This window comes from Pseudomonas fungipugnans (assembly GCF_029955235.1).
GTDB lineage: Bacteria > Pseudomonadota > Gammaproteobacteria > Pseudomonadales > Pseudomonadaceae > Aquipseudomonas > Aquipseudomonas fungipugnans.
Map to the genome: position 1 here is coordinate 523,841 of NZ_JARBWL010000001.1, position 13,448 is coordinate 537,288.

At 60.9% G+C, this 13,448-nt stretch carries 12 protein-coding genes; 6 read left to right on the forward strand and 6 right to left on the reverse strand.

The window, feature by feature from the left end:
- Positions 1-3 precede the first annotated feature (3 nt).
- The 5 genes from POF45_RS02390 to POF45_RS02410 all read right to left on the reverse strand — a co-directional run bounded on the left by POF45_RS02390 (position 4) and on the right by POF45_RS02410 (position 6,123).
- Positions 4-1,131 carry an acyl-CoA dehydrogenase gene (locus POF45_RS02390; protein ID WP_282314951.1) on the reverse strand — a complete coding sequence of 376 codons (1,128 nt, stop codon included), beginning with the start codon at positions 1,129-1,131 and terminating at the stop codon, positions 4-6.
- A gap of 134 nt (positions 1,132-1,265) precedes the next feature.
- Entirely contained in the window at positions 1,266-2,459 is a 1,194-nt protein-coding gene (locus tag POF45_RS02395) for an acetyl-CoA C-acyltransferase (RefSeq protein WP_259502951.1), read from the reverse strand.
- Positions 2,460-2,470: 11 nt separating this feature from the next.
- Positions 2,471-3,232, reverse strand: a complete 762-nt coding sequence (locus POF45_RS02400; RefSeq protein ID WP_259502950.1) for an SDR family NAD(P)-dependent oxidoreductase — start codon at positions 3,230-3,232, stop codon at positions 2,471-2,473.
- Positions 3,233-3,248: 16 nt separating this feature from the next.
- Complete coding sequence (locus POF45_RS02405; protein WP_282314952.1) at positions 3,249-4,913, reverse strand: AMP-binding protein; 1,665 nt, start codon at positions 4,911-4,913, stop codon at positions 3,249-3,251.
- Positions 4,914-5,106: 193 nt separating this feature from the next.
- Positions 5,107-6,123, reverse strand: coding sequence for an AraC family transcriptional regulator (locus POF45_RS02410; RefSeq protein WP_282314953.1), 1,017 nt, complete (start codon positions 6,121-6,123; stop codon positions 5,107-5,109).
- Between the two features lie 269 nt (positions 6,124-6,392).
- Between POF45_RS02410 and efeU the strand changes: the two genes are divergently transcribed.
- The 4 genes from efeU to efeO (POF45_RS02430) are packed head-to-tail and all read left to right on the forward strand — an operon-like array spanning position 6,393 to position 10,621.
- Positions 6,393-7,232, forward strand: coding sequence for an iron uptake transporter permease EfeU (efeU, locus tag POF45_RS02415; RefSeq protein ID WP_259502947.1), 840 nt, complete (start codon positions 6,393-6,395; stop codon positions 7,230-7,232).
- 8 nt (positions 7,233-7,240) lie between these two features.
- On the forward strand, positions 7,241-8,440 hold the full coding sequence (efeO, locus tag POF45_RS02420) for an iron uptake system protein EfeO (protein ID WP_282314954.1): 1,200 nt from the start codon (positions 7,241-7,243) through the stop codon (positions 8,438-8,440).
- Positions 8,441-8,458: 18 nt separating this feature from the next.
- Complete coding sequence (gene efeB / locus POF45_RS02425; protein WP_282314955.1) at positions 8,459-9,760, forward strand: iron uptake transporter deferrochelatase/peroxidase subunit; 1,302 nt, start codon at positions 8,459-8,461, stop codon at positions 9,758-9,760.
- Between the two features lie 36 nt (positions 9,761-9,796).
- Positions 9,797-10,621 carry an iron uptake system protein EfeO gene (efeO, locus tag POF45_RS02430; protein ID WP_282314956.1) on the forward strand — a complete coding sequence of 275 codons (825 nt, stop codon included), beginning with the start codon at positions 9,797-9,799 and terminating at the stop codon, positions 10,619-10,621.
- 162 nt (positions 10,622-10,783) lie between these two features.
- On the opposite strand, the gene pssA is transcribed toward efeO (POF45_RS02430), so the two are convergent.
- On the reverse strand, positions 10,784-12,127 hold the full coding sequence (gene pssA / locus POF45_RS02435; protein WP_259502943.1) for a CDP-diacylglycerol--serine O-phosphatidyltransferase: 1,344 nt from the start codon (positions 12,125-12,127) through the stop codon (positions 10,784-10,786).
- 216 nt (positions 12,128-12,343) lie between these two features.
- Here pssA and POF45_RS02440 point away from each other — a divergent pair, with 216 nt between their 5' ends.
- Complete coding sequence (locus POF45_RS02440; RefSeq protein WP_282314957.1) at positions 12,344-12,907, forward strand: TetR/AcrR family transcriptional regulator; 564 nt, start codon at positions 12,344-12,346, stop codon at positions 12,905-12,907.
- Positions 12,908-12,962: 55 nt separating this feature from the next.
- Positions 12,963-13,442 carry a nuclear transport factor 2 family protein gene (locus POF45_RS02445; RefSeq protein ID WP_259502941.1) on the forward strand — a complete coding sequence of 160 codons (480 nt, stop codon included), beginning with the start codon at positions 12,963-12,965 and terminating at the stop codon, positions 13,440-13,442.
- The last annotated feature ends 6 nt before the right edge of the window (positions 13,443-13,448 follow it).

The following is a 13,448-nucleotide window of genomic DNA, read 5'->3' on the forward strand; positions in this document are numbered from 1 at the left end:
TTTTCAAAGATTGCGCGAAATAACCATGCGCTGAATGTCGCTGGTGCCTTCATAGATCTGGCACACCCTTACGTCGCGGTAGATGCGCTCCAGCGGGAAGTCGTTCAGATAACCGTAACCGCCCAGGGTTTGCAACGCTGCCGAGCAGACTTTCTCGGCCATTTCGGATGCGAACAGCTTGGCCATCGAAGCCTCGACCAACGCCGGCCTGCCGCTGTCCCGGAGCGCTGCCGCGTAGTGCACCATCTGCCGGGCCACAGCAATTTGTGTGGCCATGTCCGCCAGGCGGAACGCCACGGCCTGATGCTCGATGATCGGTTTGCCGAAACTCTCGCGCTCACGGGCGTAGTCGCGTGCGGCTTCAAACGCGGCGCGGGCCATGCCCACCGATTGCGAGGCAATGCCGACGCGCCCGCCTTCGAGGTTGGCCAGGGCGATTCTGTAGCCTTCGCCCTCCTCGCCCAAACGGTTGGCCAGCGGCACTTTGACGTCTTCGAACAGAATCTGGCAGGTGTCGGAGGCGTGCTGACCGAGTTTGTCCTCGACCCGCGCCACCTTGTAGCCCGGCGAATCGGTGGGCACGATCAGTGCGGTGATCCCGCGTTTGCCGGCAGTCGGGTCGGTGACGGCGAACACGATCACCACGCCGGCGTTTTGCCCCGAGGTGATGAACTGTTTGCAGCCATTGAGCACGTAGTGATCGCCCTCAAGGCGGGCGCGGGTTTTCAGGCCGCTGGCGTCAGAGCCAGCCTGCGGTTCGGTCAGGGCAAACGCTCCGAGCATCGCGCCGCTGGCCAGGGGCTTGAGGAAGCGTTCTTTCTGATCGTCGGTGCCGTACTTGAGGATCGGCACGCAACCGACCGAGTTGTGCACGCTCATGATGGTCGAGCAGGCGCCGTCGCCGGCGGCGATTTCTTCCAGGGCCATGGCGTAGGCCAGGTAACCGGTGTCGCAACCGCCCCACTGCTCCGGCACGAGCATGCCGAAGAAGCCCAGCTCGGCCATTTCACCGATGGCTTCTTTAGGAAAACGGTGTTCGCGGTCCCATTCGGCGGCGAACGGCTTCAGCCGTTCCTGGGCGAATTGCCGAGCGGCTTCGCTGATTTGCAGTTGTTCGTCATTGGGGATCATGTTGAATCCTTGATATGGCACAGAACACCTGTGGGAGCGGGCTTGCTCGCGATGAGGTCATCACAGGCGACATTTACATTGCCTGAACCACCGCTATCGCGAGCAAGCTGCTCCCACATGGACTTGCATCAGTTTCAGTACAGGCACTCAACGGCAATGGCCGTCGCTTCGCCGCCACCGATGCAGATTGCTGCAACGCCGCGTTTCAGGCCTTTCTGGCGCAGCGCCGAGAGCAATGTCACCAGGATTCGCGCACCGGACGCGCCAATCGGGTGACCCAAGGCACACGCGCCGCCGTGGACGTTGACCTTCTCGTGGGGAATTTCCAGCTTGGTCATGGTAACCAGGCTGACCACGGCGAACGCTTCGTTGACTTCGAACAGCTCGACGTCATTGAGCGACCAGCCGGTTTTCTTCATCAGTTTCTTGATGGCACCGACCGGCGCCACCGGGAACAAACCCGGCTCATCGGCAAACGCGGCATGACCGTGAATCACCGCCAGCGGTTTCAGGCCTTGTTTCTGCGCATCCGACTGACGCATCAGCACCAGCGCCGCTGCACCGTCGGAGATCGAGCTGGAGTTGGCCGCCGTCACCGTGCCGCCCTCGCGGAACGCCGGTTTCAGGGAGGCGATCTTGTCCAGCTTGGCTTTCGGTGGCTGCTCGTCGTTGCTGATCACCACTTGTTCTTTACCCACCGTCACGGTCAACGGCACGATTTCGGCCTTGAAGCTGCCGTCCTTGATCGCCTGCTGAGCGCGAGTAGTCGAGGCAATGGCAAAGGCGTCCTGGGCTTCGCGGGTGAAACCGTTGGTTTCGGCGCAGTCTTCGGCGAAGGTGCCCATCAGGCGGCCCTTGTCGTAGGCGTCTTCCAGGCCGTCGAGGAACATGTGATCCAACACCCGGCCATGGCCCATGCGGTAACCGCTGCGGGCGCGGTCCAGCAGGTACGGCGCGTTGGACATGCTTTCCATGCCGCCTGCAACAACCACGTCGGCGCTGCCGGCAATCAGCATGTCGTGAGCCAGAATGGTGGCTTCCATTCCCGAGCCGCACATTTTGTTGAGGGTGGTGCAGCGGGTGGATTTATCCAGCCCGGCGCCCAGTGCCGCTTGCCGCGCCGGGGCCTGACCGAGGCCGGCGGACAGCACGCAGCCGAACAACACTTCTTCAACGCTTTGCGGCTTGATGCCGGCGCGTTCGACGGCAGCCTTGATTGCCGCGGCGCCGAGTTGCGGCGCGGTCAGGCTTTTCAGTTCGCCCTGGAAGCCACCCATCGGGGTGCGGACGGCGCTGACAATAACAATGGGGTCGTTGGCACTAGTCATGACAAATCTCCTTACTTGGCGGCCATGCGCAAGGCGCCGTCGAGACGGATCACCTCGCCGTTGAGCATGCTGTTTTCAATGATATGCCGCACCAGCGCGGCGTACTCGTCCGGTTTACCCAGGCGCGGCGGAAACGGCACGCCGGCGGCCAGGGACTCGCGAACTTCCGGGGTCATGCCGGCCATCATCGGCGTTTCGAAAATGCCGGGGGCGATGGTCATCACGCGGATACCGAAGCGCGCCAGTTCGCGGGCGGCGGGCAGGGTCAGGCTGGCGATTGCGCCTTTGGAGGCAGCATACGCCGCCTGGCCGATCTGGCCATCGAACGCTGCCACCGAGGCGGTATTGATGATCACGCCGCGTTCGCCATCGGCGTTGGCCTCGGATTCGGCAATCGCCGCTGCCGCCAGACGCAGCATGTTGAAGCTGCCGATCAGGTTGACGTTGATCACCTGGCTGAAACTGGCCAGCGCATGCGGGCCGTTCTTGCCGAGGATCTTCTCGCCGCGCACGATGCCGGCGCAATTTACCAGGCCATGCAGCGCACCGAACGCCTTGACGGTCGCCTGCACGGCAACTTCGGCAGCCGCCTCGTTACTGATGTCCGCCACCACGCTGTGTACGCCCAGGCGTTCGGCCTGGGCTGCAACGGCTTCGGCATTCATGTCCACCAGCATCACTTTGGCGCCAGCGGCCACCAGCATTTGCGCGGTGGCCGCACCGAGGCCGGAGGCACCGCCGGTGACGAGAAAAACCTTGTTTTCGATCTGCATGACTGTTTCCTTGGGTTCAAGCTGAAACGTTGTTCGCGGCGGCCTCTTGAGCCTTGGCGATTTCCTGGTTGCGCAAGATAAAGCGCTGCAATTTGCCGCTTGGGGTTTTCGGCAACTCGCTGACAAATTCGATTTCACGCGGGTACGAGTGCGCGGCCAGACGCTTGCGCACGTGTTGGCGCAGTTCTTCGGCCAACGCCGGTTCCGCGCGGTATTGCGGGCTGAGCACGACGAAAGCCTTGACCAGTTCGGTGCGTTGCGGATCGGGCTTGCCTACCACCGCCGCCTCGATCACGGCCGGGTGTTCGATCAGCGCGCTTTCCACGTCGAACGGGCCAACGCGGTAGCCGGAGGTGGTAATCACGTCGTCACTGCGCCCGACGAAGCTGATGCTGGTGTCGGGGTTCCACTCGACGGTATCGCCACTCAAATAATAGTTGCCGACAAAGGCCTTGGTCGGCACGCCCTCGTAACCGCCGAACCAGCACATCGGCGACTGAGCGCGGTCGATGGCGAGAATGCCCGGCTGGCCGACGCCCAACTCGTTGTAGTCATCGTCCAGCACCACGATGCGGTGGCCCGGCGAAGCGAAACCGGCAGCGCCCATGTGGATCGGGTGCGTCAGGCCGTGGTGGTTGCACAGCACCATGCCCAGTTCGGTCTGGCCGTAATGATCGTGAATGACTACGTCCAGATGCTCGGCGAACCAGCGGATCACTTCCGGATTCAGCGGCTCGCCGGCGCTGCTGACGATGCGCAGTTTGCCCTTGATCGAACGGGCGAACTCGTCGCCACCGGCAATCAGCAAGCGGTACGCGGTGGGTGAACCGGTCAGGTTGGTGATGCCGTACTTGTTGATCACCCGGCAGGTGCTTTCGACGGTGAACGGGCCGTCGTAAAAGGTGATCGGATGCCCCATCGACATCGGCCCGGTGACGCCGAAGTAAATGCCATAGGCCCAGCCTGGATCGGCGACGTTCCAGAACGCATCTTCGGGGCGCAGGTCCACGGCGTCACGGGTGTAGCTCTGGAAGGCGACGATGGCCTTGAGCGGCACCGACAATGCTTTCGCCGGGCCGGTGGTGCCCGAGGTGAACATCAGCAGGAACGGGTCTTCGCCGGTCAGCAGCAGCGGTTCGCACACGGGAGAATGATTGGCCAGCTCGGCCCAGAAACTGAAATCACCGCGCACGATCCCCTCGCCTTTGGCGCCACTGACGGTGACGGTGATCGGGCAATTGGCGATGTCTGCCAGTTTTGGACGATTGACCGCGTCGGTTACCACGACTTTGGCACCGGAGCTGCTCAAGCGATGCTCGATGGCCTTGGGGCCGAATGCGGTGAACAGCGGCTGATAGACCGCGCCGATGCGCCAAGTGGCGAATACCGTGATCAGCAGTTCGATGTTGCGTGGCAGGAGACCGGCGACCTTGTCGCCCTTCTTCACGCCTTGAGCCAGCAGGAAATTGGCGAAGCGCGCGGCCTTGTCCTGCAAGTCACTGAAGGTGTAAGTCGCACTGCTGCCATCGTGGCCTTCCCAGAACAACGCGATGCGGCCCGGCAAGGCGTGCCGGTCGCAGCATTCGATGCAGGCGTTCAGGGCCGTCAGGTCGCCCGTGAGCGCAACGTCGACGGTGTGCTGGTAATCGAACTGTGACGTGGCAGACAAGTAATCGCGCATGGCCAGAATCCCTCTGTGTTTTTATTAGATGGGGGCACCGTAACTAACACAGCAATACTCGCTCTGCGCGGGGAGCGGGACAATGGTCAAAGCTATCAAGTTGGCTGACCGGTTTGGCCATGGTTTGAGGGGGGGTGTTTGGACTGGCCTCTTCGTCGGAACGCCGCCCGGAGCAGGCGACAGACATTGAGGATCAGCTCACCTCATCCAGGATCAAACTGCGGTAATGCCCCGGATTGCTCCCCGACCACTTACGAAATGCCTTATAGAACGAACTGGCGTCCGCAAACCCCAGTCGCGTGGCGATTTCGGCGAAGCTGATACCGGGTTCGGCCAGCCAGACGATGGCCAGTTCCTTGCGCACGCTGTCCTTGAGCCCCTGCCAGGTCTGGCCCTCTTCGGCCAGACGGCGGCGCAGGGTCGAGGCCGACATGCACAGTTGCTGCGCCAACGTTTCAGCTTCGGGCCAGTGTTCGGCGGGGATTTGCCGCAGGTCCTGCTTGATCCGGCTGGCCAGGCTCTGCGGGTCGCGGTACTTGACCAGAATGTTGGCCGGCGCATGCGCCAGAAAGCGCTTGAGCTCTTCGGGGCTGCGCTTGATCGGCAGGTCCAGGCAGTCGGCGGCGAAAATCATCCGGGTGCGGGGCCGGTCGAAGCGCAGGTTTTCGGAAAACATCACCTGATAATCAGTGCAGAAATCCGGCATCGGGCAGCGCAGTTCAATCGCCAGAATCGGTATCCTGCGTCCTGCCAACCAGCAGGCGACGCCATGGACGATCATCCAGTAGGTGAAATAAGTGAAGGCGCGGCGCGGGTCGTGGTCGTCTTCCAGCAGGACGATCTCCGCCAGGCTCTGCTGGCGGACAAGCTGCGCAGGCATTTTTTCGAGCATCAGTGACAGAAAGCCCAGCCCCGAGGTCAGCCCTGCCGCGAGAGTTGGCTGGAGCATGGCGCAGCGGCAGAGAAATTCAAGGCTGCCGGATTTGAGTTTGCGCGGGTCCATGCCGAAGAATTCATCGTCGCCGCGCCGGGCCAGCAAGCGCCACAAGCGCGCATAAGCGGTGGCCGGGACTCGGGCGTCAGCGCTTGGCAACAACCCTGGATCGATACCGACCTTGTGCAGCACCTCATTCGTGGTCGCCCCCGGCGCGCAGCTTTGCAGCAGTGCTTCGCGCACCAGTTGAATGGCGATGGTGTCTTTTTCCGACATTGCGCGGGACAGGCCTTGTTCTATTCTTGATCGCGGCATATTAGCGCAGGTGTGGGCTGTTCAAGATCAAAAGATCGCAGCCTTCGGCGGCTCCTACATCGACCGAGCCCAAGCGCAAATCCATGGTGGCCCTTGATCCTGCAGGACCTGCCGAAGGCTGCGATTTTTTGCGCCGTTCAGCTGACGTTCAGCGAAAGTCAATTGATGTCATGTGAGAATGAGTGTCATTATGTTACAAATTAGCAACCTAACTAACTCGACGGTGATGAATGCTTGTTCCCTTTCTGATCATGCTGCGCGAAGGCATTGAAGCCGCGCTGATCGTCGGCATCATTGCCAGCTATCTCAAGCAGACCGGTCGTGGCCAGTGGATGCCCGCCGTGTGGATTGGTGTGTTCCTCGCTGCCGCCCTCGCCCTGCTGGTCGGCGGTGGCCTGGAGTTGATGAGCGCCGAATTCCCGCAGAAACAGCAAGAATTGTTTGAAGGTGTGGTGGGGCTGGTCGCCGTGGGCATTCTCAGTTCCATGGTGTTCTGGATGCGTAAAGTGGCGCGTTCGATCAAGCATTCGCTGCATCTTTCCCTTGATCATGCGCTGACCGGTTCGAAACACCAGGTTACCGCGCTGATTGCCATGGTGTTTTTCGCCGTGGCCCGCGAAGGTCTGGAAACCGTGTTTTTCCTGCTGGCCGTGTTTCAGCAAAGCGAAGGCCCGGCGGCGCCGATTGGCGCCCTGCTCGGCCTGGTCCTGGCGATCATTGTCGGCTTCCTGATCTACACCGGCAGCATGCGCCTGAACTTGTCGGCGTTCTTCCGCTGGACCGGGCTGTTCATTCTGGTGGTAGCGGCGGGAATTCTCTCCAACTCGGTGCAGGCGCTGCATGAAGCCGGGGTCTGGAATCATCTGCAAACCGTGCTTTTCGACTTCAGCGCAACGCTGCCGATGGACGGTCCTTTGGGCTCGGTGCTGGCCGGTATGTTCGGTTATCAGGACGCACCGACGGTCAGCACCCTTGGGGCTTATCTGATTTATCTGGTGGTGGCGCTGGTGATGTTCTTCCTCCCGGCTGCCGCGCCCACCCAGCAAACTTCTTCCGTTTCCAGCCAGTAAGGGCCTTCATGCCAACGCCTACTCCTCCAGTGGCTTCCCCTCCCCGCGCCTTGCGCTGGGCGGTGGCCGGTTCGGTAATCGTGATGATCGCGGCCGGTGGCCTGTTCTATTACGCCTCGAAAATGGCCGCGGCCAAGCGCCAGACCAACCATGATGAAGTGGTCGTCACCATTCACCCTCACAGCTGTGAGCCGAACGCCCTGACCGTCCCGGCGGGCCGCGCCAGTTTCCGCATCGTCAACCGCTCGGACCGGGCCGTTGAATGGGAAATCCTCGATGGCGTGCTGGTACTCGAAGAACGGGAAAACATCGCCCCCGGCCTCAGCCAGGTGATCAACGCCAACCTGGCGCCCGGTGACTACGCGATCACTTGCGGTTTGTTGAGCAACCCGCGCGGCACCTTGCACGTGACCCCGACCGCCGCCTCCGATGCCGCCGCCAAGGCCAAGCCGTCGATGGTCGCGTTCATTGGTCCGCTCTCGGAATTTCGCGTGTACCTGAGCAGCCAGAGCAGTGCGCTGATCAAAGCCGTGACGGCCCTTGAGCAAGCCATCGAAGCCGGCGACCTGAGCCAGGCCCAGGCGTTGTACGCGCCGGCCCGTGCCGCCTATCAGCGGATCGCCCCGGCAGCGCAACGCCTGTCCGAGCTGGACAACGCCATCAACGCCCGTGCCGACTACTTCGAAAAACGCGAGCAGGATCCAGGTTTCGTTGGCTTCCATCGCCTCGAATATGCCCTGTTCCAGCAGCGCAGCCTCGACGGCCTGACGCCGGTCGCTCAGCGTCTGGTCACTGATGTCACCCGCCTCAAGCAGCAATTGCTCGCCCAGTCGCTGCCACCGGAGCAACTGGTGAGCATCGTCGTGCGCAATCTCAACAGCCTGGCCGATGTGCGCGCCAGCAGCGGTGAAGAAGAGCGCTACAGCCACACCGACCTGAACGGCTTTGCCGCCAACCTGGAGGCGGCCCGCAAGGTCGTCGACCTGTTGCGTCCGTTGCTGACCAAGTCCGCGCCTGAACTGTTACCGAATATCGACAACGCGATCACCGCCCTCGACGCCGAACTCAATGGCTTGAAGGTCAAGGATGGCTATGCCAGCTACGACACCGTCAGTGCCGAGCAACGCAAGCAGATCGCCGACAAGGCCAAGGCACTGGCCGACGTACTCGATGGAATCGATCCCGCCCTTGGCCTTTCCGGCCTGTAAGCAGAAGACGACTTTTAGATGAATGATTCAGATCAGTTTTCAGCCCAGCGTCGCCGTGTCCTGATGGGCATGGGCGCCGCCGGTGTGGCCTTGGCCGGTTCCGCGCTCAGCTGTCCGGCGATGGCTGCCAGCAGCCCGGCGCAAGTGACTGAAGCCCCGAGCAGCGACAAGACCGAAGACCGGCATGACTTCCATGGCAAGCACCAGACCGGCATCGTCACCCCGCGCCCGGCGTCGGGCATGCTCGTGTCGTTTGATGTGCTGGCCAGCGACCGCGAAGACCTGGAGCGGATGTTCCGCACCCTCAACGAGCGCATCGCGTTCCTGATGAAGGGCGGCCCGGTGAATCAGGTCGATCCGAAACTGCCACCGGTGGACTCAGGCATTCTCGGCCCGGTAGTGACCCCGGACAACCTGACCATCACCGTCTCGGTCGGCGAGTCGCTGTTCGACGAGCGCTTTGGCCTGGCGGATGCCAAACCCAAGCGTTTGATCCGCATGGTCGGCTTCCCCAACGATGCGCTGGACCCCGATTGCTGCCACGGCGACCTGAGCCTGCAGTTCTGTTCCAACACCACCGACACCAACATCCACGCCCTGCGCGACATCGTAAAAAACATGCCGGACCTGCTGCTGGTGCGCTGGAAACAGGAAGGCAGTGTGCCGCCACAAGCCCCGGCCAAACCCGGTGTGCCAGCGCAGAGCGCGCGCAATTTCCTGGGCTTTCGCGACGGTTCGGCCAACCCCGACTCCAACGATGCCAAGGCCATGGACAACCTGGTCTGGGTCCAGTCAGGCAGCGATGAACCGGCCTGGGCGGCCAATGGCAGTTACCAGGCGGTGCGGATCATCCGCAACTTCGTCGAGCGCTGGGACCGCACGCCACTGCAGGAACAGGAAAGCATTCTCGGCCGGGTCAAAACCACCGGCGCGCCTATGGGCGGCACCCATGAAACCGAAGTGCCGGATTACGCCAAAGACCCTGAAGGCAAGCTGACCAAGCTCGACGCGCACATTCGCCTGGCCAACCCGCGTACCGCTGCGACTCAGGCCAACCTGATCCTGCGTCGTCCGTTCAACTACTCCAACGGTGTGAACAAGAACGGTCAGCTCGACATGGGCCTGCTGTTCATCTGCTACCAGGCGGACCTGCAAAAAGGCTTCATCACCGTACAGACCCGACTCAACGGCGAACCGCTCGAGGAATACCTCAAGCCGGTCGGTGGCGGGTACTTCTTCACCCTGCCGGGTGTTACGGGCGACAAGGATTTCATTGGTCGCTCGTTGTTTGACGCTACACAACCAAAAACAACTGCGTAACAAAAACTGACACGACACCCCCAACGGAACCGTCATATGAAAAAGTCGCCACTCACTTTACTGCTGACCCTTGGCTTGCTCAATACCCCGCTTTCGGCTTTCGCAGCGACCGCGCCGATGGATCTGGTGGGGCCGGTTTCGGACTACAAGATCTACGTGACCGAGCAACTGGACGAACTGGCCAGCCACACCCAACAGTTCACCGACGCCGTGAAAAAAGGCGACCTGGCCACCGCACAAAAGCTCTACGCACCGACCCGTGTCTACTACGAGTCGATCGAGCCGATTGCCGAGCTGTTCAGTGACCTGGATGCGTCTATCGACTCGCGTGTCGATGACCACGAAAAAGGCGTGAAAGCCGACGACTTCACCGGCTTCCACCGTATCGAATACACCCTGTTCTCGGAAAAAAGCACCCAAGGCCTGAACGACCTGGCTGACAAACTGGACAAAGACGTCAAGGACCTGCAAACCCGCGTTGCCGGCCTGACCTTCCCGCCAGAGAAAGTAGTCGGCGGTGCCGCTGCCCTGCTTGAAGAAGTGGCCGCGACCAAGATCTCCGGTGAAGAAGATCGCTACAGCCACACCGACCTGTATGACTTCCAGGGCAACATCGACGGCGCCAAGAAAATCGTCGACCTGTTCCGTCCGCAGATCGAAAAGCAGGACAAGGCGTTCGTAGCCAAGGTTGATAAAAACTTTGCTGCCGTGAACAAGATCCTGGCCAAGTACAAAACCAAGGATGGTGGTTTCGAGACGTATGACAAAGTGAAGGACGCTGACCGCAAGGCGCTGGTTGGCCCGGTTAATACTTTGGCTGAAGACTTGTCGACACTGCGTGGCAAGTTGGGTCTGAACTAAGACCTTTAGCGTCTGCGCGGCCCTCTTCGCGAGCAAGCCCGCTCCCACATGGGTTCTGTGTCGATCACATTTATTGTGTTTTGATGCAGATCCAGTGTGGGAGCGGGCTTGCTCGCGAAGGCATTTTCAAAGGCAACAGATCTGCCCCAGCCTTGTTACTTCTTACAACATCCGATAGAGCAATCGCTCAATCCTTACTCGACTCACCCGCTTGAGAAACTTGGCCACCGCGCCCGGGTATTCCGGCAGGGTTTCCAGGTCCAGATAACGCTCAACGCGCCGAGTGTGCTGGAAGATCTCCGTCAGCTCGCTGCGACGCGGCTCCAGCAGCTCACCTTTGGGGTCATCAATCAGCAGCGCGTTTTCCAGGTCGAGCCGGAACGCCCGTGGATTGAGGTTATTGCCGGTCAGCAACGTATAGCGCTGATCAACCCACATGCCCTTGAGGTGATAAGTGTTGTCGCCGTCACGCCACAGGTGCAGGTTCAACTGTCCGCTGTCGATGTCCGACTGATGTCGTTTGGCGAAGCGTCGCAAGCTGATCTCATAGAGATACGGCAATGCCGCGATGACCTTGAACGGCTCGCTCGGCGGGATATAGAAGTCATTGGCGGTTTTGTCACCGACGATGATGTCGATTTTCACCCCTCGGGCCAGCGCCCGGTTCACTTCGCGGGTCACCGCCAGCGGCAGGTTGAAGTACGGCGTGCAGATGGTCAGCTGATGTTGGGCGCTGGCGATCAATTCGCAGATCACTCGGCTCAGCGGGTTGTTTTTTCCGACGCCCAGCAACGGGCTGACGCTCAGGCCGGTTTTGATGGTGGTGCCCGTCGTTGTGTCGTACGCCGCGTGCTTGAGGCGGCTGCGCAAGTCGCCGATGTCGTTGCGCAGGCTGCGGGTGGTGGGCAGGTTCGGCAGGTCGAGGCGATGCACCGCTTTGGAGGCGATCAGGCCGTGCTGGATCAGGTGCTGCATGGAGTCGGCCAGCGCGCTGCTGTGCAGCAGGTGATAACGGTCGTAGCGGTACTTGTCGAACTTGTGCAGATAAACGTTGTTCAGACTGGCGCCGCTGTAGATCACGCAGTCGTCGATCACAAAGCCCTTGAGGTGCAATACGCCGAACAATTCGCGGGTCTGCACCGGCACGCCGTACACCGGCACCTCGCTGGCGTGAGTGCGGGTCATTTCCTGATACCAGGCCGAGTTGCCCGGCTGCTTGCCGGCACCGATCAGCCCGCGTTGCGCACGCAGCCAGTCCACAACCACCACTACGTCCAGCTCAGGACGCGCCAGTTTGGCGGTATGCAAGGCATCAAGGATTTCCTGGCCGGCTTCGTCCTGTTGCAGGTACAACGCGACGATATAGATGCGCCGTGTGGCCTGCGCGATCTGCTCCAGCAGGCAACGCCGGTACTCGGCAGCGCCGGAGAGGATGGTGACGGCATCGGCGGTCAGTGGAAAACCGCGCAGTTTGGGCAGCAGGGAGCGTTTGAAAAGCGACGGCATAGGGCTCGCAATGGGTCGAATCCGAAGAACCCGAGAGCTTACACCATGGATCCGCTTGGGTCTTGTGGCTGTCTGTAATGCCCCTCTTAGCGAGCAGGCTCGCTCCCACATTTGAAATGCATTCCCCCTGTGGGAGCGAGCCTGCTCGCGAAGGCTATCCAACAGGCGCCATACATTTATATTGACCAAGGAGAACGATCGTTCTACTGTTGCCACATGAACGAAATCACCACGACCGAAACACGCGATATCATCCTGGACGTCACCGAAAAGCTGATCTACAAAAGTGGCATCGCCGCCACGGGTATGGATCTTCTGGTGAAGACCGCCGGTGTCTCCAGGAAAAGCGTCTACCGCTACTTCGCCAACAAGGAGGAGCTCGTCGTTGCCGCCCTGCAACGCCGCGACGTGCGCTGGATGCAGTGGTTCAAAAGCGAGGTCGACAAGGCGTCGAGCCCGGCGGACCGCCTGCTCAACCTGTTTACCGTACTCAAGACCTGGTTCGCCTCCGACGGCTTTCGCGGCTGTGCCTTCATCAACACCAGCGGCGAAACCGGCGATCCCCAAGACCCGGTGCGCCTGGTGGCAAAAGAGCATAAACAGAAGCTGCTCGACTACGTGTGCGAGCTGTGTACCGAGCATGGCGCTGAAGATCCGCAAGCCCTGGCCAGACAGTTGCTGATCCTGATCGACGGCGCCATTACTGTCGCCTTGCTGATGGGCGATCACGGTGCTGCCGATAATGCGCAATACATGGCGCGAAAGTTACTGGACCTGTAACCGTTAAATAAACTCGACAACGTGTAAGCACTTTACCTGGATAAGGAGACACTCAATGTCATCTGCTGCCGAAGTTCGTCCGCCCCTGCCGCCGTTCACCCGTGAATCGGCGATTGAAAAAGTCCGGCTCGCCGAAGACGGCTGGAACTCCCGCGATCCACAGCGAGTGTCCCTGGCCTACACCCTCGACACCCAATGGCGAAATCGCGCCGAGTTCGCCCATAGTCGCGAAGAAGCCAAGGCGTTTCTGACCCGTAAATGGGCCAGGGAGCTGGACTATCGCCTGATCAAGGAGCTCTGGGCCTTCACCGGTAACCGCATCGCCGTGCGTTATGCCTATGAATGGCACGACGATTCCGGCAACTGGTTTCGCTCCTACGGCAATGAAAACTGGGAGTTCGACGAGAACGGCCTGATGGCCAACCGGTTCGCCTGCATCAACGACATGCCGATCAAGGAAAGCGAGCGCAAGTTTCACTGGCCACTGGGTCGCCGCCCGGATGATCACCCGGGCTTGTCCGACCTCGGCCTGTGATCGTCG